We start from the raw sequence: 21,503 nt of genomic DNA, 5'->3' as shown, positions 1-21,503 counted from the left end.
GAGCCGATGCTGTCTGCATCCATGCACTCCGCCAACGAGCCCCAGGCCGGCGCCGCCCGCCAGCCGTACGCGCTCGTGCCGGATGCGCGACCTGCTGCTCAGGGCCTGTACGACCCGCGAAACGAGCACGACGCCTGTGGCGTCGGTTTCGTCGCCACGCTGACGGGCATCGCCGACCACACGATCGTCGAGCAGGCGCTGAACGTCCTGCGCAACCTGGAGCACCGCGGCGCCACCGGCGCCGAGCCGGACTCCGGTGACGGCGCGGGCATCCTCACCCAGATCCCGGACGCCTTCCTGCGCGGGAAGGTCTCCTTCGAGCTCCCGGCCGCCGGCTCCTACGCCGTCGGCATCGCCTTCCTGCCGGACGAGGACGCCGCCGACGCCGCCGCCGTCGCGCAGATCGAGGCGATCGCCGCCGAGGAGGACCTGACCGTCCTCGGCTGGCGCGACGTGCCGGTCACCCCGGACCTGCTCGGCGCCACCGCGCGCAGCGTGATGCCCCGCTTCCGGCAGCTCTTCCTGGCGCACGGCGAGAAGGCCGGCATCGAGCTGGACCGCGTCGCCTTCGTCGTCCGCAAGCGGGCCGAACGCGAGGCCGGGGTGTACTTCCCGTCGCTGTCCGCCCGCACCATCGTCTACAAGGGCATGCTGACCACCGGCCAGCTGGAGCCCTTCTTCCCCGACCTGTCGGACCGCACCTACGCGTCCGCCATCGGCCTGGTGCACTCGCGGTTCTCCACCAACACCTTCCCGAGCTGGCCGCTCGCCCACCCCTACCGCTTCGTCGCGCACAACGGCGAGATCAACACGGTCAAGGGCAACCGCAACTGGATGCACGCCCGGGAGTCCCAGCTCGCGACCGACCTGATCCCCGCCAACAAGAACGGGCAGGGCCTGGAGCGGATCTTCCCGATCTGCACCCCGGACCACTCCGACTCCGCCTCCTTCGACGAGGTCCTGGAGCTGCTCCACCTCGGCGGCCGCTCGCTGCCGCACTCGGTGCTGATGATGATCCCGGAGGCGTGGGAGAACCACGCCACCATGGACCCGGCCCGCCGCGCGTTCTACCAGTACCACTCCAACCTGATGGAGCCCTGGGACGGCCCGGCCTGCGTCACCTTCACCGACGGCACCCGGATCGGCGCCGTGCTCGACCGCAACGGCCTGCGCCCGGCCCGCTACTGGGTCACCGAGGACGGCCTGGTCGTGCTCTCCTCCGAGGTCGGCGTCCTCGACATCGACCAGCAGAAGGTCGTCCAGAAGGGCCGCCTGCAGCCCGGCAAGATGTTCCTGGTCTGCCTCGACGAGAACCGGATCGTCCCCGACGAGGAGATCAAGGCCGCCCTGGCCGCCGAGCACCCCTACGAGGAGTGGGTCACCGGCGGGCAGATCCAGCTCGCCAAGCTCCCCGAGCGCGAGCACATCGCCCACACCCACGCCTCCGTCACCCGCCGCCAGCAGACCTTCGGCTACACCGAGGAGGAGCTGCGCGTCATCCTCGCGCCGATGGCCCGCACCGGCGCCGAGGCCCTCGGCTCGATGGGCACCGACTCGCCGATCGCCGCCCTGAGCGAGAAGCCGCGGCTGCTGTTCGACTACTTCGTGCAGCTCTTCGCGCAGGTCACCAACCCGCCGCTGGACGCCATCCGCGAGGAGCTCGTCACCTCGCTGCTGTCCAACCTCGGCCCCGAGGGCAACCTGCTGACCGCCGAGGCCGCCTCCTGCCGCTCGGTCGGCATCACCTTCCCGGTGATCGACAACGACGAGCTGGCCAAGCTCGTCCACATCAACGCCGACGGTGACCAGCCCGGGCTGAAGGCCGTCACCCTGTCCGGCCTGTACAGGGTCGCCGGCGGCGGCGAGGGCCTCGCCGCGCGCCTGACCGCGATCGCCGCCGAGGCCGACGCCGCGATCGCCGACGGCGCCCGGATCATCGTGCTCTCCGACCGGCACTCCGACGCCGAGCACGCCCCGATCCCCTCGCTGCTGCTCACCTCCGCCATCCACCACCACCTGATCCGCACCAAGCAGCGCACCCAGGTGTCGCTGCTGGTCGAGGCCGGTGACGTCCGCGAGGTGCACCACGTCGCCCTGCTGATCGGCTACGGCGCCGGCGCGGTCAACCCGTACCTGGCGATGGAGTCCGTCGAGGACCTCGTCGCGCAGGGCGTCTTCATCGAGGGCGTCGAGCCCGAGAAGGCGATCAAGAACCTGATCAAGGCGCTCGGCAAGGGCGTCCTCAAGGTGATGTCCAAGATGGGCATCTCCACCGTCGCCTCCTACCGCGGTGCCCAGGTCTTCGAGGCCATCGGCCTCTCCCAGGACCTCGTCGACGGCTACTTCGCCGGCACCACCACCAAGCTCGGCGGCATCGGCCTGGAGGAGATCGCCCGCGAGACCGCCGCCCGGCACGCCAAGGCGTACCCGGCCTCCGGCATCCCGGCCGCCCACCGCGCCCTGGAGATCGGCGGCGAGTACCAGTGGCGCCGCGAGGGCGAGCCGCACCTGTTCGACCCGGACACCGTCTTCCGGCTCCAGCACTCCACCCGCAACCGCCGGTACGACATCTTCAAGCAGTACACCGACCGGGTGAACGAGCAGTCCGAGCGCCTGATGACGCTGCGCGGCCTGTTCCAGCTGGACGGCCTCGGCCGCGAGCCGATCCCGGTCGAGGAGGTCGAGCCGGTCTCCGAGATCGTCAAGCGCTTCTCCACCGGTGCCATGTCGTACGGGTCGATCTCCCGCGAGGCCCATGAGACCCTCGCCATCGCGATGAACCGCCTCGGCGGCAAGTCCAACACCGGTGAGGGCGGCGAGGACCCGGACCGCCTGTACGACCCCGAGCGCCGCTCGGCGATCAAGCAGGTCGCCTCCGGCCGGTTCGGCGTCACCTCCGAGTACCTGGTCAACGCCGACGACATCCAGATCAAGATGGCCCAGGGCGCCAAGCCCGGCGAGGGCGGCCAGCTGCCCGGCCACAAGGTGTACCCGTGGGTCGCCCGGACCCGGCACTCCACCCCGGGCGTCGGCCTGATCTCCCCGCCGCCGCACCACGACATCTACTCGATCGAGGACCTGGCCCAGCTGATCCACGACCTCAAGAACGCCAACCCGGCCGCCCGCATCCACGTGAAGCTGGTCTCCGAGGTCGGCGTCGGGACGGTCGCGGCCGGCGTGTCCAAGGCGCACGCCGACGTCGTCCTGGTCTCCGGCCACGACGGCGGCACCGGCGCCTCGCCGCTCACCTCGCTCAAGCACGCCGGCGGCCCCTGGGAGCTCGGCCTCGCCGAGACCCAGCAGACCCTGCTGCTCAACGGGCTGCGCGACCGCATCGTGGTCCAGACCGACGGCCAGCTGAAGACCGGCCGCGACGTCGTCATCGCCGCGCTGCTCGGCGCCGAGGAGTTCGGCTTCGCCACCGCCCCGCTGGTCGTCTCCGGCTGCATCATGATGCGCGTCTGCCACCTGGACACCTGCCCGGTCGGCGTCGCCACCCAGAACCCGGTGCTGCGCGAGCGCTTCTCCGGCAAGCCCGAATTCGTCGTCAACTTCTTCGAGTTCATCGCCGAGGAGGTCCGGGAGATCCTGGCCTCGCTGGGCTTCCGCTCGATCGAGGAGGCCGTCGGCCGCGCCGAGCACATCGACGCCCGGGCCGCGATCGACCACTGGAAGGCCGCCGGGCTCGACCTGGCCCCGCTGTTCCACGTGCCCGAACTGCCCGAGGGCGCCGCCCGCCACCGCACCACCGACCAGGACCACGCCCTGGACAAGGCCCTCGACAACCAGCTGATCGAGCTGGCCCAGGACGCCCTGGAGCGCGGCGAGTCGGTCCGGTTCGAGCTGCCGATCCGCAACGTCAACCGCACCGTCGGCACCATGCTCGGCCACGAGGTCACCAAGCGGTACCGCGGCGAGGGCCTGCCGGAGGGGACGATCGACGTCACCTTCACCGGCTCGGCCGGACAGTCCTTCGGCGCCTTCCTGCCCAAGGGGATCACCCTGCGGCTGGAGGGCGACGCCAACGACTACGTCGGCAAGGGCCTCTCCGGCGGCGTGGTCGTGGTCCGCCCGGCACGCGAGGCCGCCGCCATCGGCAACGACGCCCAGAACCACGTGATCGCCGGAAACACCATCGGCTACGGCGCCACCTCCGGCCGGATCCACCTGCGCGGCAAGGCCGGTGAGCGCTTCGCCGTCCGCAACTCCGGCGCGACGCTCGTCGTCGAGGGCGTCGGCGACCACGGCCTGGAGTACATGACCGGCGGCCGGGTCGTCATCCTCGGCGAGACCGGACGCAACCTCGCGGCCGGCATGTCCGGCGGCATCGCGTACGTCCTGGACCTGCGCCCCGCCAACGTCAACGACGGCATGGTGGGCATCGAGGCCCCCACCGCCGCCGACCGCGACTGGCTGCGCGAGACCGTGCAGCAGCACTACGAGGAGACCGGCTCCACCGTCGCCGCCGAGCTCCTGGCCGACTGGGGCAGCGGGGTCTCCCGCTTCTCCAAGATCATGCCGACCGACTACAAGGCAGTGCTCGCCGCCAAGGACGCCGCTGAGCGCGATGGCCTCTCCGAGGCCGAGACCACTCGCAAGATGATGGAGGCGGCACATGGCTGACCCCAAGGGCTTCCTGACCACGCCCAAGCAACTGGCCGAGCGCCGGCCCGTGGACGTTCGCATCCGGGACTGGAACGAGGTCTACGTCGAGCGCAGCCTCCTGCCGATCATCACCCAGCAGGCCGGCCGCTGCATGGACTGCGGCATCCCCTTCTGCCACAACGGCTGCCCGCTCGGGAACCTCATCCCCGAGTGGAACGACCTCGCCTACCGCGACGACTTCACCGGCGCCATCGAGCGGCTGCACGCCACCAACAACTTCCCGGAGTTCACCGGGCGGCTGTGCCCGGCACCCTGCGAGTCGGCCTGCGTGCTCGGCATCAACCAGGACGCGGTGACCATCAAGAACGTCGAGGTCACCATCATCGACAAGGCCTGGGACCGCGGCGGGGTCACCCCGCAGGTCCCCGAGCGGCTCTCCGGCAAGACCGTCGCCGTCGTGGGCTCCGGCCCGGCCGGCCTGGCCGCCGCCCAGCAGCTCACCCGGGCCGGCCACACCGTGGTGGTGTACGAGCGCGCCGACCGCATCGGCGGACTGCTGCGCTACGGCATCCCCGAGTTCAAGATGGAGAAGCGCCACATCAACCGCCGCATCGAGCAGATGCGCGCGGAGGGCACCCGCTTCCGCACCGGTGTGCACGTCGGCGAGGACATCACCGGGCAGCAACTGCGCGAGCGCTTCGACGCCGTCGTGGTCGCCGCCGGCGCCACCACCGCCCGCGACCTCCCGGTGCCCGGGCGCGAGCTCAAGGGCGTCCACCAGGCCATGGAGTACCTGCCGCTGGCCAACAAGGTGCAGGAGGGCGACCTCGTCGACTCGCCGATCAGCGCCAAGGGCAAGCACGTGGTCGTGATCGGCGGCGGCGACACCGGCGCGGACTGCGTCGGCACCGCCCACCGCCAGGGCGCCCTGTCCGTCACCCAGCTGGAGATCATGCCGCGCCCCGGCGAGGAGCGGCCCGGGCACCAGCCGTGGCCCACCATGCCGATGACCTACAAGGTCACCTCCGCGCACGAGGAGGGCGGCGAGCGGGTCTACTCCGTCAACACCACCCACCTCACCGGCGACGAGGACGGCAACGTCCAGGAACTGCACCTCGTCGAGGTCGAGTTCAAGGACGGCCGGTTCGAGCCCGTGCCCGGCACCGAGCGGACCATCCCGGCCCAGCTGGTCACCCTGGCCATGGGCTTCACCGGGACGGACGTGAAGAACGGGCTGGTCGAGCAGCTGGGAGTGGACCTCGACGCGCGCGGTAACATTGCCCGCGACGGCCGGTTCGCCACCAATGTCGATGGCGTGTACGTCTGCGGAGACGCCGGCCGAGGCCAGTCGCTGATCGTCTGGGCCATCGCGGAAGGCCGTTCGGCCGCCGCCGCGGTGGACAAGTACCTGGGCGGCAAGACCCCGCTTCCCGCCCCGATCCGGCCCACGGACCGCCCCCTGGTGGTCTGACGGGCCCTGACGGTCCGACCGGCCCCACCCCGAACCCCCGGCGCCGCATCGCCGGGAGCTCAACCCGCTGCCCCCGCCAGCGTCGCCGGGCCAACGCGGTCTCCTGGCGCCTGCCCTCTTCCCCGACCAGTTGGAGGGCGGGCGCCGTCGCGTTCCCCGGGGGCCGTTCGCGAGTGCCTCCCCGGGCCCGCTCGCGGGCGCTTCGCCGGGCCCGTTCCCGGGTAACTTCGCCGCACCCGTTCCCGGGCGTTCCCCCGGGCTTCCCGGACGGTTTCCGCGCGCTTCGGACGCGTTCCCAGGCGCTTCTCACCTTCGCTCTCACCCGCTTCTTACCGGCGCCCCCACCTGCGCCTTCGCACCCGCCCCGGGAACCGCCTCACAGCTTCCTCCCAGGCTTCGCACAGCGGCCGGAACGCACCCCGGGACGGACTGTTGTTCGTCGGTGCCAGGTGGCAGACTGCCGCCGACGGCCGGGGGGCTGCGCGAGTGCGGAGGTTGACTTCGATGGGCACGACTCAGGCAGGCGGAGGCGCCACCGTACGGCGCCTGCTGCTCGGCAGCCAGCTGCGCAAGCTCCGCGAGTCCAGGGGCGTCAGCCGCGAGGAGGCCGGGTACTCCATCCGCGCCTCCGAGTCCAAGATCAGCCGGATGGAACTCGGCCGGGTCGGCTTCAAGGAACGCGACGTCGCCGACCTCCTCACCCTCTACGGCGTCGACTCCGAACAGGAACGCGCCAACGTGCTCGGACTCGTCCGGGAGGCCAACGCCACCTCCTGGTGGCACGACTACGGCGACGTGCTGCCCGCCTGGTTCCAGAACTACCTCGGCCTGGAGGAGGCCGCCGCCGAGATCCGCAGCTACGAGGTCCAGTTCGTCCACGGGCTGCTGCAGACCGCCGACTACGCCCGCGCCGTCATCGCCGCCGGCTGCCACGGCCTCCAGGACGAGGAGATCGAACGCCGGGTCGAGGTCCGCCGCAAGCGCCAGGACCTGCTCACCGCCGAACACCCGCCCGAGCTGCTCGCCGTCCTCGACGAGGCCGCGCTGCGCCGCCCCTGGGGCGGGCCGGAGCTGATGCGCGGCCAGCTCGACCGGCTGCTCGAACTCGCCGAACTGCCCAACGTGCGGCTGCAGGTGCGCCCCCTCGGCGGCGCCGCGCTGAGCGCCGAGAGCGGCGCGTTCAGCGTGCTGGGCTTCAGCGAGGCCGAACTCGCCGACGTGGTCTACCTGGAGCAGTTCACCACCGCGCTCTACGTGGACAAGCCCGCCGAGGTCGCCTCCTACCGGCAGGCGATGGACGGGCTGCTCGCCGAGAGCCTGGAGCCCGCGGCGACCCGCGCGCTTCTGCACTCCGTACGCCAAGAGCTTTGACACATCAGTACGATGAGGTCCCATCAGGTCGGGCACGAGAGGGATCAGATGTCGTACTTCTCCGAGTTGGCGCTGCAGTACATCGACGGCGAGTGGTGCGGCGGCAGCGGCTCCTGGGACATCGTCGACGTCGACCCGTACACCGGTGACAAGCTGGCCACCATCACGGTGGCCACCGTCGCCGAGGTCGACCGGGCCTACCGTGCCGCCGAGCACGCCCAGCGCGGCTGGGCCGCCACCAACCCGTACCAGCGGCGGCTGGTCTTCGAACGCGCGCTGCGGCTGGTCGAGGAGCGCGAGGACGAGATCGTGCGGGCGATCACGGCCGAGCTCGGCGGCACCGCGCTCAAGGCGGGCTTCGAGCTGTCCCTGGTCAAGGACACGCTGCGGGAGTGCCTGCACCTGTCGGTGGCCTCCGAGGGGCGGCTGCTGCCCTCCACCGCGCCCGGCAGGGAGAACCGCCTGCTCCGGCTGCCGGTCGGCGTGGTCGGCGTGATCAGCCCGTTCAACTTCCCGCTGTTCCTGGCCCTCAAGGCCGTCGCCCCGGCGCTCGCGCTCGGCAACGGCGTGGTGCTCAAGCCGCACCAGGAGACCCCGGTCGTCGGCGGCAGCCTGATCGCCAAGCTCTTCGAGGACGCGGGCCTGCCGCCCGGCCTGCTGAACGTGGTCATCACCGACATCGCGGAGATCGGCGACAGCTTCCTGGAGCACCCGGTGCCCAAGGTGATCTCCTTCACCGGCTCCGACCAGATCGGCCGGCACGTCGCCACCGTCGCCGCCGCCCACTTCAAGCGGACGGTGCTGGAACTCGGCGGCAACAGCGCGCTGATCGTGCTGGACGACGCCGACCTCGACTACGCGGTGGACGCCGCCGTGTTCAGCCGCTTCGTCCACCAGGGCCAGGTCTGCATGGCCGCCAACCGGGTGCTGGTCGACCGCAGCGTGCTCGCCGAGTTCACCGAGAAGTTCGTCGCCAGGACCGCCTCGCTGACCGTCGGCGATCCCCGGGACCCGGCCACCCACATCGGCCCGCTGATCAACTCCGTCCAGGCCGACGCGATCAACGCCCAGGTCGACCGGGCGATCGCGGCCGGCGCCACCGCGCTGCTGCGCGGGGAGACGACCGGCAGCCTCATGGCGCCCACCGTACTCACCGACCTGGCCGAGGACGCGCCCATCCTGCGGCGCGAACTCTTCGGCCCGGTGGCCCTGCTGGTGCCCTTCGACGGCGAGGACGAGGCCGTCCGGATCGCCAACGACACGCCCTTCGGGCTCAGCGGCGCGGTGCACACCGCGGACGTCGAGCGCGGGGTGCGGGTCGCCCGGCGGATCGAGACCGGCATGATCCACGTCAACGGCGGGACCATCGCGGACGAGCCCGGAGTGCCGTTCGGCGGTGAGAAGAACTCCGGAGTCGGCCGGCTCAACGGAGAGTCCACGGTGGACGCCTTCACCACGGTGAAGTGGATCTCGGTACAGCACGGCCGGGCGCCGTTCCCGTTCTAGGGACGGCGGGCAGGGCGGTTCACGCGGCGCGGGCCTCCCGGCGGTAGCCGCCGGGGGCCCGGCCGAACTCCCGCTTGAACGCCTTCGCGAAGGCGTACTCCGAGCCGTACCCCGTCTGCGCGGCCACCGCCGTCAGCGGCGCCTCCGACTCGCGCAGCAGCCGGGCGGCGGTGGTCATCCGCCAGCGGGTCAGGTACGCCATCGGCGGCTCGCCCACCATCGAGGTGAAACGACGGGCGAACGCGGCCCGGGACAGGCCCGCCCGGTCCGCCAGGGACTCCACCGTCCAGGCGGTCGCCGGGGCCTCGTGGATGGCGTTCAGGGCGGGTGCCACCGCGCTGTCCCGCAGGGCGGCCGCCCAGCCGGCGGCCGCCGCGGGGGGCTGGTCCTCGAACCAGGCCCGCAGGACGTACAGCAGCAGCGAGTCGATCAGGGCCGGGACGATCCCCGTCGAGCCGATCCGCGGGTTCTCCAGCTCGGCGCCCAACAGCTGGACGGCGGCGGCCAGTTCGGGATGACGGCCGTGCCTGGTCGGCAGGTGGATGACGGCCGGCAGCTGGCGGACCATCGGGTGCGGGCGGCCCTGGTCCAGGTGGTAGTTGCCGCACAGCAGGCTGGTGCGGGCGCCGTCGCCGCCGATCGTCAGGGTGCCGATCGGCGAGTCGTGGTCGATCCGGCAGGCCCCGGCGTCCACCGGCGGGGTGTCCGGGGTGTCGGCCAGGACGTGGCCCCGGCCGTCCCGCAGGAAGATCACGTCCCCGGGGCTGAGCGGGACGGGCTTACCACCGGCGGCCGGGTCGGCGGGGACCATCCAGCAGGTGCCGTACAGCACCACGTGGAAGCCGGCTCCGGCCACCGGGGGCAGCCGGAGGGCCCAGGGCGCGCGGCCCTCGGTGCGCACCGACGCGGGGTGCGCCGTGCGCATCGAGGCCAGTGCCTCGGTCAGGATGTCCATCGCCCGCCCCCGGGGTTCTCGTCACTCAACGGTCAGTACGACCTTGCCCCGGACGGTACCGGAGGCGACCAGCTCGTGGGCCCGGCCGGCCTCGGCGAGCGGGAACACCTCGGCGACGTGCGGGCGGATCCGGCCCTCGTCGACCAGGGCGGCGATCGCCTCCAGCCCGGCGTAGTCGGGCTCCACCGAGACGCCCGCGAAGCGCCGTCCGGCGGCCTCGATCTCGGCGGCCAGCTCCTGGTTCCAGTGCTCCATGATGCTGACCAGGGTGCCGCCCGGCTTGAGCACCCGCAGGGCGCGGGTGCCCTCGGAGGAGGAGTCGAAGACGATGTCGACGTCCTGGACGGCCTCGGTGTAGTCCGTGGTCCGGTAGTCGATCGGTTCGTCGGCGCCGATCTCCTTGAGGAAGGCGTGCTTGGGCTCGCCGGCGAGGGCGATCACGTACGCGCCGCGGGCCTTGGCGATCTGCACGGCGAGGTGGCCGACGCCGCCGGCCGCGCGGTGGACCAGCACCCGGTCGCCCTCCCCGACCTTCGCCAGGTCCACCAGGCCCTGCCAGGCGGTCAGTGCGGCCAGCGGCAGCGCGGCGGCCCGGGTGTGGTCCAGGGAGGCGGGCTTGCGTGCCAGCTGGCGTGACGGCGCGGCCACGTACTCGGCGTAGGCGCCGGCCGCGCGGGGGAAGAACGGCATCCCGTACACCTCCTCGCCCACCCGGTAGCGGGCGCCCGGGCCCGCCTCCTCGACCACCCCGGAGAGGTCCCAGCCCACCGTGAACGGCGGCTCGCCCAGCAGCGGGAACGCCCCGGCCCGCACCGCCACGTCCACCGGGTTCACCCCGGCGGCCTTCACCCGCACCAGCACCTCGCCGCTCAACGGCTTCGGGCGCTCCACCTCGGCCACCTGCATGACCTCGGGGCCGCCGAACTCCTGCTGCACGATCGCGCGCACTGCCTTCTCCCTCGTGATGGTCCGTTCAACACCGGCCCGTTGGTGGGCGGTTCGTGATGGACTCAACGATAGGGAGAGCGAATGAGCGGATGAATATCCTTCAGTCTCGGCTGGATGTCCGATCGTCTCGCGGCACGAGTGGATCGGCTGGGGTGGCGGATGAGGCCGTCGGTGGCGAGCTCGAAGTCGAAGAGAATCCGGAACGCGCTCATGGCTCCGTTCCTCCACCGGGAACGCACGAAGGCCGTCTGCGCGAGGGCAGACGGCCTTCGTGGAAAGGCGCGACTAGAACACCGGCTGGCCGGCGCGGACGAGGCGCCAGGAGTCGGTGAAGAAGTCGGCGGGGTCGATGACGCCCTTGGCCTTGACCCAGGCGATCATGGTGTTGCGGATCTCGTCGGAGTTCGCCCAGACCGACTTGGCGGTCGCGACGTGCGGGAAGTTGCCGCCGCCGTTGGCGCGGTAGTTGTTGACCGCGAGGACGAACTGGGCGTTGGGGTCGATCGGCTTGCCCTGGAAGCTGAGGTTGACGATCCGGCTGCCCTTGGGCCGGGCGATGTCGATGTCGTAGCTCAGGCCGTAGAGCGAGTCGTAGTTGTAGTCCGGGGTGTCCTCGGCGTTGGTCAGGGTGTCCTTGTTGACCGGGGCGCCCGCGGCGAGCTGGTTGTAGTACTTGGCCGAGAACTCCAGGTAGTCCTTGAGCTGGGCGCCCGTCAGGATGCGGGCCTCCAGGGTGTTCTCGTAGATGTACAGGCCGGCCGCGTCACGCAGCTTGACCTGGCCGGCCGGGATCAGCGCGGTGCGGTTGAACGGGGCGGCCTGGGCCAGGACCGGGAGGTTGGCGTACTGCCCGCCCGCCAACGCGGCCTTCACGGCGTCGGCCTGGACCTTGCCGATGAGGTCGATGATCGGGGTGGCCTTGAACCGGGCGTCGGCGATGGACAGCTCGATCTTGCTGGTGCCGATGTTCTGGTTGACGTACGCCACGACCTTCTTGTGCTGGCCGAGGATGGCGTCGCTGATCTCCGGGTTCTCCGGCACGGTGTTGGAGTTCAGCACCCGGGCGGAGACCGAGGCGACCTTCCAGTGGCCGTCGGCGAACTCGACCTCGAAGTCGAAGCAGCTCAGGCGCTGGCCCCAGCACAGCGGCTCGGAGAGCACGACCGTCTTTCCGGTCTTCTTGTTGACGATGAGGCGCTGGGCGACCTCCTTGTGGGTGTGGCCCACCAGCACCGCGTCGATGTCCGGGACGGTCGCGGCCATCTCGCCGGAGGCGTCCTCGGGCCAGGGGAGCTGGTCGCCGTAGGTGGTGGCCTCGTCGATGCCGGAGTGGGCGGAGACCACGATGACGTCCGCGCCCGCGGCCTTCATCCGGGGCACGTACTTGGCGGCGGTCTCGACGATGCCCGGGAAGACCATCTTGCCGGCGACGTTGGCCTTGTCCCAGATCGCGATGCCCGGGTTGGTGAGGCCGAGGATGCCGACCTTGATCGGGGTGTCCTCGTCCAGCCACACCTCCTTGATCACGTACGGCTTGAAGGCGGGCTTCTCGTTCTTCGCGTGCAGCGCGTTGGCGCCCAGCAGCGGGAACTCCAGCTGGTCCTCGAAGGCCTTCACGGTGGGGATGCCGTAGTTGAACTCGTGGTTGCCGAGCGCCGCGGCGTCGTAGCCCATGAGGTTCATGGCGACGGCCATCGGGTGGTCCGGCACGTTGTCGCCATCGGTGGCGATCGGCTCGATCCGGGCGTAGTAGTAGGTCAGCTGGGTGCCCTGGATGATGTCGCCCGAGTCGATGAGCAGGCAGCGGTCCCAGCCCTTCTCCTCGCGGACCTGGTTGGCCAGGGTCGAGACCTTGGCGAGGCCGACCGCGTTGTGGGCCTTGTCGACGTACTCGGCGTCGGTGAAGTAGTCCCAGTTGAGCACCCGGCCGTGGAGGTCGGTGGTGCCCATGACGGTGAAGGCCTGGCGGCGGGGCTTGCGCTTGTTGCCCTTGGCGGCCGCCGTGTCCGGCTCGGCGGCCGCGGCGGCGGGGGCGGCGGCGGCTCCGCCGGCCAGGGCGGCGCCGGCGGCGGTGGCGGCGGACCGGGTGACGAAGTCACGGCGGTTCAGGGGCATGGACGACTCTCCCGAGTGGGACCGACGGCGGATGGGCCGTCAAGTTGTGGACGTACGAAGTGCGTGGCGCACCCGCGGCTGCGGTGACGCGCGTAGAGGGACGCGCGTAGAAGTGTGCCGTGCGGGCCGGGCCGCTGGATAGCCCTCCGACGTTTCCAACAGGTGAGATCTTGGCGACTCGTTCGTGACCGGGATGGGCGGAGGAGGGGTGGTACGGGGCGGAACGGACGGTGTCCCGCTTCCCGGTGAAAGCCGCTCAGCCCAGCTCGGCGGCCAGCTGCTTCACCTCCCGGCCCAGCTCGCCGGCCGGGTCCGGGGCGTCCGGGCCCGCCCACGGCAGCCAGGTCCGGGCCCGCAGGTAGCCGTCCACCGCCACCGGCAGCCGGTGCCGGACGATCCGCTCGGCCACCGGGCCGGGCCCGGTCTCGCGCAGCGCCGCCAGCAGCGCGTCCACCCCGGCCGCGGCGGGCAGCGGGACGGTGTCCAGGTAGGCGGCGAGCGCCTCCAGCTCCGGATCGGACGGCGGAGCGGCCTGCTCGGGCGCCGGGGTGGCCTCCTCGGGCGTCGGGGCAGCCTCCTCGGGTGGTGCAGGCGGCGGCGGGGACGGCTGAGCCGACGGCGGCTTCGGGCCGGGCGTCAGCAGCGCGCCGGCCCCGTACAGCCCCGCCACCACCCCCGGCCACCACGCCCCGCCCAGGCCGGCGAAGTGCAGTCCCAGCCCGAGGGCGCCGCCCCCGCAGCCGACCAGGTTCCTGGTCGACTCCAGGTACCGCAGCGCCCTCCGGCCGTACCCGTCACTGGTAGCCACGGATCTCCTCGAACACCCCGTCCAGCGAACCACCGCCGTCGAACAGCTTGCCGCCGCTCACGTCCGCGATCCCCTGCAACTGACCCACCGCCGCCTCGCCGAACTTGATCGGGAACACCGGGATCGACTTCTCGGCGGACGGCAGCGCGTCGTGGAAGCGCCTGAAGTCGCCGTCCGTGGCGCCCTCGTTGCTCTCCCCGTCCGTCATCAGCACGATCGAGGTGAAGCGGTCGTCGCCCGCCGCCCTCTGCTGGGCCTCGATCACCCGGTACGCCTGCTCCAGCGAGTCGTACAGCGCCGTACCGCCCTCGGCCCGCAGCGACTGGACGTCGGCGTTGATCGACGCCAGCTCCGCCTCCGGACCGGGCGTCCCGCCCGAGGGCGGCACCACGTGGGTCTTCGTCCACTTCACCTGCGAGGCGAAGGAGATCAGCGTCACCTCCTCGCGGTCCCGGAACCGCCGCACCCCGCGGGTGTCGTCCGTGCCCGTCAGCCGGCCCAGCGCCGTCTTCAGCGAGCTCAGCCGCGAACCGTCCATCGAACCCGAGGTGTCCAGCACGTACACCGTCCTCGACGGGCGGCGCAGCTCGTTCTGGTACGAGGCCAGCAGACCGTCCGCCACCGCCCGCGTCCCCGGGAACGGCAGCTCGCGGCGGCGGTCGGTCGGCAGCCCCGCCGCCGGGGCCGCGCCCGCCGTCACCGGGCGGCGCAGCGTCAGCTCCGAGATGCGCTGCTGCACGTCCTGCTTCAACAGGTAGGCGGTCAGCCGCTGGAAGGACTCCCGCTCGCCCTGCCCGGTGGAGGACAGCAGCGACAGCGGGTAGTCCGCCGAGACCACGCCGTCCACCGGGCGCACCACCGTCAGCCGCTGCTCCGGCGGCAGGGTCCTGTTCATCGACAGCAGCACCGACTCGTAGTTCACCAGCGCGCCCACCTTGCCCGGCTCGGCCCGGGTGTACGCCTGCGCCAGCCAGCCCGAGGAACCCGAGGTCAGCTTCTGGCCGGTGAAGAACTGCTTCAGCTGCGGCGTCGCCTTCTGCACGTCCGCCTCGGTCAGCGCCGCCCCCGCGCCCGAGAACGCCGAGGCCACCGCCACCAGGGTGGAGAAGCCGGAGTTGGAGCGCGACGGGTCGGACATCCCGTACGACAGCTTCCCGGCCGCCGCCGCGTCGCCGATCTGCGCCCAGGAGACCTTCGAACCGTCGCCCCAGCCGAGGTCGGCGAGCACCGAGGAGCGCACCCCGACCGCCACCGGGGAGACCATCACCGGGGTCTCCGACAGCACCTTGGACCTGCCGGCCGGATCCAGCCGCAGGTACTGGTCGGACGGGAACCAGACCGCGTCGTACCTGCCGTCCGCCCGGCCCGAGGACACCGTGTCCGCACCGTCCAGGGTGCCGGTGAAGGCCAGCTGCACCGTCACCCCGGTCGCCTTGCGGGCGTCGTCCAGGACCGGCTGGAGGTCCTGCAGCTCACTGCCGGCCAGCACGCGCAGCACCCCGGGGCGCGCCGTCCCGGCGAGCGAGCCGGTCGGGTCCGGGGGCGGCACCGGGGCGGGCGAGGAGGTGCAGGCGGTGGCCGCGGCGAGGACGGCCGCCAGGGCAGCGGTCAGCCAACCGCGTCGCGTCGTCGGGTGGTTCACTTCGGGCTCCCCTTGGCCGCGGCCGTCAGTTTGAGCAGGTTGTCCAGGGACGGCACCGGCGACTGCTTCACCCTCGCCGCATTGAGGTCCTGGGCGAAGGCCGGCTGCCTGCTGCCCTTCACCAGTTCGGCGAAGGCGCCGGGACGGGCCTGCGGGCGGAAGCCGAACCGCGCCTCCAGGGTGCGCAGCCCGTCGTCGTCCTGGAGCAGGGCGGCCAGCTTCCTGCCGTTCTCGGTGCGGGCGACGATGGTGTGGTCGGAATAGACCGTGGTGTCCGGGTACATCACCACCGTGTCGCCGGCCGACTGGCCCTGCGCCGTCAACGAGGCGACCTGGGACTCGTACCCGAACAGCAGCGGATTGCCGACGCCCGCCTGGAAGTCCCGGAACGGCTCGTCGCTGCTGCTCTTCTGGCCGCCCTGCATCGCCGTCGCCCGGTGCAGCACCGGCCGGGCGGCCTCCACCCCCGCGTCGTCGGACACCACCTGGTGGTTGTTGAGCACGTACGACAGCAGCGCGACGTACAGCGCGCCGGAAGAGGAACTCTCCGGATCGGTGGTGGTGACGTAGATCGGCCCGGCCAGATCGCCGTGCCCCTCGGTGCCCGTCAGGTCCTGCCACCGGCGGTTCGCCTTCAGGGCGTTGACGTACTCGTCCATCCTGAACGTCCAGACACCCGAATCGTCCGGCGCGGCCAGCCTGTTGTCCCTGAGGATCTGCGCCACCGGAGCGTGCGCCACCACCACCAGCGGCGAGTAGAACGGCACCAGCGGCGAGTCCTGCTGCCCCCAGTTGCGCTGGATCTCGCGGGCCGGCGCGGTGCTCGCCGGGAACGCGAAGTCCAGACCCGCGTTGTTCCTCGCCTGCTCGCTCATCGTCCAGGAACCGGTCGAGTCGGCGTGGACCTCCAGGCCGTGCTTCGCCAACTCGGCCTTCACATCAGGGCTTTCGAAGAACGCCCGCTTCTCCGAACCGATCAGCCCGGTGACCGTGACCGCCTTCGGCGGTTCCGGGTCGCCACCGTCCGGGACCAGCGCGTACGTCACCCCGCCCAACAGGGCCAGGGCGGCGAGCACCCCCAGAGCGCGTCTCATGCCGAGCGCCTCCCCCTCGTCGCTCCGTCCCGGGCGCGGTTACCCGGGGGTGACGAGCGTCCCGCCGAGCGGGGAGCACGGCCGGAAGAGGCGGTGAACCAGGGGTGAACACCGTTTCACGGAATCGCATCGGCCGGGAGCTCCGGGGGCCGTCCGCAGGCCGCTCCCACCCGGCCGCGGGCAGGCCTTCGCACACCGGTCCGATGCCGTGTCAGATTGTTCAACTCGCCTTACCCCAAAGGTCATCCCGCAGTCCTGACCCACGTCGAGGTTACGCGCCGGTAATGCCTACCCTCAGCAGTATGCGCCGAGCAAAAATCGTCTGCACCCTCGGGCCGGCCACCGACTCGTACGACCAGATCAAATCCCTGGTCGACGCCGGGATGGACATCGCCCGACTCAACCTCAGCCACGGCTCCCACGCCGAACACGAGGAACGCTACCGTCGCGTCCGCAAGGCCGCCGACGAAACCGGCCGGAGCGTCGGCGTCCTCGCCGACCTTCAAGGCCCGAAGATCCGGCTCGACACCTTCGCCCACGGACCCGTACTTCTCGAACGCGGCGACGAGTTCACCATCTCCACCGACAAGGACGTCGTGGGGGACAAGGACATCTGCGGCACCACCTACCCCGGCCTCGCCGGCGACGTCGACCGCGGCGAACGCATCCTCGTCGACGACGGACGGGTCACCCTGGAGGTCGTCGACGTCGACGGCCCCCGGGTGCGATGTCTCGTCATCGAAGGCGGACTCGTCTCCGACCACAAGGGCCTCAACCTCCCCGGCGTCGCCGTCTCCGTCCCCGCACTCAGCGACAAGGACGTCGCCGACCTGCGGTGGGCGCTGCGCACCGGGGCCGACCTGATCGCGCTCTCCTTCGTCCGCAACGGGCGCGACATCGAGGACGTGCACCGGGTGATGGACGAGGAGGGACGGCACGTCCCGGTCATCGCCAAGATCGAGAAGCCGCAGGCGGTCGAGAACCTGGACTCCATCGTGGACGCCTTCGACGGCATCATGGTGGCCCGCGGGGACCTGGGCGTGGAGATGCCCCTCGAACAGGTCCCGCTCGTCCAGAAGCGCGCCATCACGCTCGCCAAGCGCAACGCCAAGCCGGTCATCGTCGCCACCCAGATGCTCGACTCGATGATCAACGCCTCCCGGCCGACCCGCGCCGAGGCCTCCGACGTCGCCAACGCGGTGCTCGACGGCACGGACGCGGTCATGCTCTCCGGGGAGACCTCGGTCGGCAAGTACCCCGTCGAGACGGTCAGGACCATGGGCCGGATCATCGAGGCCGCCGAGAACGACGTCCTCGCCGCAGGACTGCCCCCGCTGACCACCGGCAGCAAGCCGCGGACCCAGGGCGGCGCCGTCGCCCGCGCGGCGGCCGAGATCGGCGACTTCCTGCACGCCAAGTACCTCGTCGCCTTCACCCAGTCCGGCGACACCGCCCGCCGGCTCACCCGCTACCGCTCACCCATCCCGGTGCTCGCCTTCACCTACGAACCGGCCGTGCGCAGCCAACTCGCCCTCACCTGGGGCGTGGAGACCTTCCTCGGCCCCTTCGCCCCGACCACCGACCAGATGGTCGAACAGGTCGACGCGGCCCTGCTCTCGCTCGGCCGTTGCCAGAAGGGCGACATCGTCATCATCACGGCGGGCTCGCCCCCGGGCCTCGCCGGCTCCACCAACCTCGTCCGCGTCCACCACGTGGGGACCCTGGACGTCTGAGCAGATTCCGAGCGGCCGTTCGAGGGCGGCATCCCTCGTTCAGAGGGATGCCGCCCGTCGGCCGTCGAATCTGCGGCTAGAGCCTGTGGCGGCTCCATAACATCCGTGTTATGACATGGGGAGAGGTGGAGCTCGAACCGGAGGTCCGGGACTGGATCCTCGGGCTGGGCCAGGACGATCGGGAGACGGTAGCGTTCTACGTCGACCTGCTCGCCGTTCGTGGCCCGCTGCTCGGGGAGCCGCACACCAGGCAACTGGACGGCAAGCTTCGGGAATTGCGCTTCCACCTGAACGAGCTGGACATGCGCATCACCTACTGGATCGCGTCCGGCAGGAGGATCGTCCTGCTGACCGTCTTCCGTAAGACGCGCATGCGGGAAGTCGGCGAGGTCGACCGCGCGAGGCGGGCGCTGCGCCGCTGTGTAGCCGAACAGCACACCGTTGATGAGGAAGAGGAGTGGGCGAGATGAGCGAGCGCACGTCCTGGCGTGTCATGCGCGAGGAGATTCTGAATCGACCGGGTGCCGGTGCGGCGTACGAGGCGGCGCGGATCCGGTTCGAGCTGGGGGAGAAGGTTCGGCTGCGCCGGGAGGCGCTCGGCATGACCCAGGCGCAGCTGGCGGCGGCGACCGGCATGCAGCAGCCCGCGGTGGCCCGCTTCGAGTCGGGCGGAACCATGCCCACGATCGTCGTACTGGAGCGGTTCGCCGAGGCACTCGGCATGCGGCTCATGGTCGAGCTGGAACCGTTGGAGAAAGCGGGATGAGGCACGCGGAATCCGGGGCGAAATCCGGAAAAGGCTGAACAGCCGAGGTGAGAGGGGTGCCGGGTGCGGGATTCGAACCCGCAAGCCCTTTCGGGCAGATGTGTTTGAGACATCCGTGTATGCCGTTCCACCAACCCGGCGGGGTCAGTCCCGACAGAGCATACCGGCTGTGTGTGGTCGGCCGCTGCTAGGTACCCTCGATTACTGCAGTACCCCGCCGGAACTAGGAGCGCAGTGAGCACCGCCGACGAGCAGGCACAGCCGCTTGAGACCGATTCGCCCCAGATCACCCGGATCGTGATCGCCGAGGACGAGGCGCTGATCCGCCTCGACCTCAAGGAGATGCTGGAGGAGGAGGGGTACACCGTCGTCGGCGAAGCGGGGGACGGCGAGACGGCGGTACGGCTGGTGAAGGAGCTGAAGCCGGATCTGGCGATCTTCGACGTGAAGATGCCGGTGCTGGACGGGCTCTCGGCCGCCGAGCAGATCCACGAGGAGCACCTGGCTCCCGTCCTGATGCTGACCGCGTTCTCGCAGCGGGAGCTGGTGGACCGGGCCCGGGACGCCGGGGCGATGGCGTACATCGTGAAGCCGTTCTCGAAGTCGGACCTGGTGCCGGCGATCGAGATGGCGGTGTCGCGGTACACCGAGATGCGGGCGCTGGAGAAGGAGATCGGGGATCTCACCCAGCGGCTGGAGACCCGGAAGCTGGTGGACCGGGCGAAGAGCGTGCTGCAGACGAAGTTCGGGCTGAACGAGCCGGCGGCGTTCCGGTGGATCCAGAAGACGTCGATGGACCGCCGGATGACGATGGCGGCGGTGGCCGAGGCGGTCATCGAGGAGGGCGAGGCCCAGGACCGCAAGAAGGCGGAAGAGGGCGCGTCGGAGTAGAACGCATGGCGAAGGGGCCCGGCAGAACGTTTCTGCCGGGCCCCTTCCGCGTGTGCGGGCTCAGTCCTCGCCGAGGTACGCCTTGCGGACGGACTCGTCGTGGAGGAGGTCCGCGCCGGTGCCGGAGAGGACCACGCGGCCGGTCTCCATGACGTAGCCGCGGTCGGAGAGCGACAGGGCGGCCTGGGCGTTCTGCTCGACCAGCAGGATGGTCGTGCCGCTCGCCTTGAGCTCGACGATGGTGGACATGATCTTCTGCATCATCAGCGGGGAGAGACCCATCGAGGGCTCGTCCAGCATGAGCAGCTTGGGCTGGGACATCAGCGCCCGGCCCATGGCGAGCATCTGCTGTTCGCCGCCGGAGAGCGTCCCGGCCGCCTGGCGGCGGCGTTCGCCGAGGATGGGGAACAACGAGTAGGCCCGTTCCACGTCCGCCGTGATGCCGGCCGCGTCGGTGCGCAGGAAGGCGCCGAGGAGGAGGTTCTCCTCGATGGTCATGCGGGGGAAGATGTGGCGGCCTTCGGGGGAGTGGGCGAGGCCGAGGGCGACGATCTTGTGGGCGGGGACGGTGCTGAGGTCCTGGCCGTCGAAGGTGATCCGGCCGGCGGTGGGTCGGAGGAGGCCGGAGAGGGTGCGCAGGGTGGTGGTCTTGCCGGCGCCGTTGGTACCGATGAGGGTGGTGACCTCGCCCTGGTTGACGGTGAAGCTGATGCCCTTGACGGCTTCGATCTTGCCGTAGGCGACGCGGAGGTCCTCGACCTCAAGGAGTGCGGTCACTGGTCGGTCTCCGTAACGGTCTCCGGCACGGCCGGGGTGGTGCCTTCGAGCGGGGTGCCGAGGTAGGCGCTGATGACGCGTTCGTCGTTCTGGACGGTCTCGCGGTCGCCTTCGACGATCTTCTGGCCCTGGACGAGCACGGCGGTGCGGTCGCAGAGGTTGAAGATGAACCGCATGTCGTGCTCGATGACGAGGACGGAGACGCCCTGGTCGCGGATGGCGAAGACGAGTTCCTCGGCGGCCCGGGTCTCCTGGGGGTTCATGCCGGCGGTGGGCTCGTCGAGGAGCAGCAGGCCGGGGTCGGAGGCGAGGGCGCGGGCGATTTCGAGCTTGCGCTGTTCGCCGTAGGGGAGGTTGCGGGCGAGGTGGTCGGCCTTGTCGGCGAGGCCGGTGAAGGCGAGGAGTTCCATGGCCTTGGCGCGGCTCTCGGCTTCGGCCTTCTTGTAGCGGGGGAGGCGGAGGATGGCGGAGAAGATGCCTTCGTCGGTGCGGGTGTGGCGGCCGACGAGGACGTTTTCCAGGACGGTCATGTTGGCGAAGAGCCGGATGTTCTGGAAGGTGCGGGCGATGCCGGCCTGGGTGACGAGGTGGGGTTTGGGGGGCAGGACGGTGTCGCGGTAGCGGACGGAGCCCTCGGTGGGGACGTACAGGCCGGTGAGGCAGTTGAAGAAGGTGGTCTTGCCGGCGCCGTTGGGGCCGATGAGGCCGATGATCTCGCCTTCGCCGACGGTGAGGGAGACGTCGTTGACGGCGGTGAGGCCGCCGAATCGCATGGTGACGCCGGTGACGTCGAGCAGGGGCGCGGTTGTGGTGGTCATCTG

At 71.0% G+C, this 21,503-nt stretch carries 17 protein-coding genes and 1 tRNA gene; 8 read left to right on the top strand and 10 right to left on the bottom strand.

Features of this window, described 5'->3' with window-relative positions:
- The first annotated feature begins 21 nt into the window (after window positions 1–21).
- From gltB to ACIRVF_RS26930, 4 genes are all read left to right on the top strand, one after another.
- Entirely contained in the window at window positions 22–4,623 is a 4,602-nt protein-coding gene (gene gltB, locus ACIRVF_RS26945; RefSeq protein WP_402823022.1) for a glutamate synthase large subunit, read from the top strand.
- Window positions 4,616–6,076: a glutamate synthase subunit beta gene (locus tag ACIRVF_RS26940; RefSeq protein ID WP_402822855.1), complete on the top strand. Its 1,461-nt coding sequence runs from the start codon at window positions 4,616–4,618 to the stop codon at window positions 6,074–6,076. Before gltB ends, ACIRVF_RS26940 begins: the two co-directional genes overlap by 8 nt.
- 504 nt (window positions 6,077–6,580) lie before the next feature.
- Window positions 6,581–7,447, top strand: coding sequence for a helix-turn-helix domain-containing protein (locus tag ACIRVF_RS26935; RefSeq protein WP_402822852.1), 867 nt, complete (start codon window positions 6,581–6,583; stop codon window positions 7,445–7,447).
- 48 nt (window positions 7,448–7,495) lie between these two features.
- Window positions 7,496–8,953, top strand: coding sequence for an aldehyde dehydrogenase family protein (locus ACIRVF_RS26930; protein ID WP_402822849.1), 1,458 nt, complete (start codon window positions 7,496–7,498; stop codon window positions 8,951–8,953).
- A gap of 19 nt (window positions 8,954–8,972) precedes the next feature.
- On the opposite strand, the gene ACIRVF_RS26925 is transcribed toward ACIRVF_RS26930, so the two are convergent.
- From ACIRVF_RS26925 to ACIRVF_RS26895, 7 genes are all read right to left on the bottom strand, one after another.
- Window positions 8,973–9,908 carry an AraC family transcriptional regulator gene (locus ACIRVF_RS26925; RefSeq protein WP_402822846.1) on the bottom strand — a complete coding sequence of 312 codons (936 nt, stop codon included), beginning with the start codon at window positions 9,906–9,908 and terminating at the stop codon, window positions 8,973–8,975.
- Between the two features lie 21 nt (window positions 9,909–9,929).
- Window positions 9,930–10,856, bottom strand: coding sequence for an NADP-dependent oxidoreductase (locus ACIRVF_RS26920; protein ID WP_402822843.1), 927 nt, complete (start codon window positions 10,854–10,856; stop codon window positions 9,930–9,932).
- 62 nt (window positions 10,857–10,918) lie between these two features.
- Window positions 10,919–11,068 (bottom strand): hypothetical protein, encoded by a 150-nt coding sequence (locus tag ACIRVF_RS26915; RefSeq protein ID WP_402822840.1) that lies wholly within the window; start codon window positions 11,066–11,068, stop codon window positions 10,919–10,921.
- A 73-nt stretch (window positions 11,069–11,141) separates the two neighbouring features.
- Entirely contained in the window at window positions 11,142–12,971 is a 1,830-nt protein-coding gene (locus ACIRVF_RS26910) for a bifunctional metallophosphatase/5'-nucleotidase (RefSeq protein ID WP_402822837.1), read from the bottom strand.
- A 256-nt stretch (window positions 12,972–13,227) separates the two neighbouring features.
- Complete coding sequence (locus tag ACIRVF_RS26905) at window positions 13,228–13,779, bottom strand: hypothetical protein (protein ID WP_402822834.1); 552 nt, start codon at window positions 13,777–13,779, stop codon at window positions 13,228–13,230.
- Window positions 13,766–15,421 (bottom strand): VWA domain-containing protein, encoded by a 1,656-nt coding sequence (locus tag ACIRVF_RS26900; protein ID WP_402822831.1) that lies wholly within the window; start codon window positions 15,419–15,421, stop codon window positions 13,766–13,768. The genes ACIRVF_RS26905 and ACIRVF_RS26900 overlap by 14 nt, the downstream gene beginning before the upstream one ends.
- The gene (locus ACIRVF_RS26895; protein ID WP_402822828.1) at window positions 15,418–16,515 is read right to left on the bottom strand and encodes a substrate-binding domain-containing protein; all 1,098 of its coding nucleotides are present in this window, start codon (window positions 16,513–16,515) and stop codon (window positions 15,418–15,420) included. The genes ACIRVF_RS26900 and ACIRVF_RS26895 overlap by 4 nt, the downstream gene beginning before the upstream one ends.
- 302 nt (window positions 16,516–16,817) lie before the next feature.
- On the opposite strand from ACIRVF_RS26895, the gene pyk reads away from it, so the two are divergent.
- The 3 genes from pyk (at window position 16,818) to ACIRVF_RS26880 (ending at window position 19,014) form a co-directional block, all read left to right on the top strand.
- A complete protein-coding gene (gene pyk, locus ACIRVF_RS26890) occupies window positions 16,818–18,248 on the top strand; it encodes a pyruvate kinase (RefSeq protein ID WP_402822825.1) in 1,431 nt (476 codons plus the stop codon).
- Window positions 18,249–18,358: 110 nt separating this feature from the next.
- The gene (locus ACIRVF_RS26885) at window positions 18,359–18,718 is read left to right on the top strand and encodes a type II toxin-antitoxin system RelE/ParE family toxin (protein WP_402822822.1); all 360 of its coding nucleotides are present in this window, start codon (window positions 18,359–18,361) and stop codon (window positions 18,716–18,718) included.
- On the top strand, window positions 18,715–19,014 hold the full coding sequence (locus tag ACIRVF_RS26880; protein ID WP_402822819.1) for a helix-turn-helix domain-containing protein: 300 nt from the start codon (window positions 18,715–18,717) through the stop codon (window positions 19,012–19,014). The genes ACIRVF_RS26885 and ACIRVF_RS26880 overlap by 4 nt, the downstream gene beginning before the upstream one ends.
- A 57-nt stretch (window positions 19,015–19,071) precedes the next feature.
- Here the strand turns inward: ACIRVF_RS26880 and ACIRVF_RS26875 are convergent.
- Window positions 19,072–19,154, bottom strand: a tRNA-Leu gene (locus ACIRVF_RS26875).
- 94 nt (window positions 19,155–19,248) lie between these two features.
- On the opposite strand from ACIRVF_RS26875, the gene ACIRVF_RS26870 reads away from it, so the two are divergent.
- Window positions 19,249–19,905 carry an ANTAR domain-containing response regulator gene (locus tag ACIRVF_RS26870; protein ID WP_402822817.1) on the top strand — a complete coding sequence of 219 codons (657 nt, stop codon included), beginning with the start codon at window positions 19,249–19,251 and terminating at the stop codon, window positions 19,903–19,905.
- 60 nt (window positions 19,906–19,965) lie between these two features.
- Here ACIRVF_RS26870 and ACIRVF_RS26865 read toward each other — a convergent pair whose 3' ends face one another.
- Both ACIRVF_RS26865 and ACIRVF_RS26860 read right to left on the bottom strand, forming a co-directional pair.
- Window positions 19,966–20,682 carry an ABC transporter ATP-binding protein gene (locus ACIRVF_RS26865; protein WP_402822814.1) on the bottom strand — a complete coding sequence of 239 codons (717 nt, stop codon included), beginning with the start codon at window positions 20,680–20,682 and terminating at the stop codon, window positions 19,966–19,968.
- Window positions 20,679–21,500 carry an ABC transporter ATP-binding protein gene (locus ACIRVF_RS26860; RefSeq protein ID WP_402823019.1) on the bottom strand — a complete coding sequence of 274 codons (822 nt, stop codon included), beginning with the start codon at window positions 21,498–21,500 and terminating at the stop codon, window positions 20,679–20,681. Before ACIRVF_RS26860 ends, ACIRVF_RS26865 begins: the two co-directional genes overlap by 4 nt.
- Window positions 21,501–21,503: the final 3 nt, after the last annotated feature.

It is taken from the genome of Kitasatospora sp. NPDC101157 (assembly GCF_044768255.1).
Classification (GTDB): Bacteria; Actinomycetota; Actinomycetes; order Streptomycetales; family Streptomycetaceae; genus Kitasatospora.
Note: the sequence above shows the minus strand (reverse complement) of the source record. Positions and strands in the feature narration are given on the sequence as shown.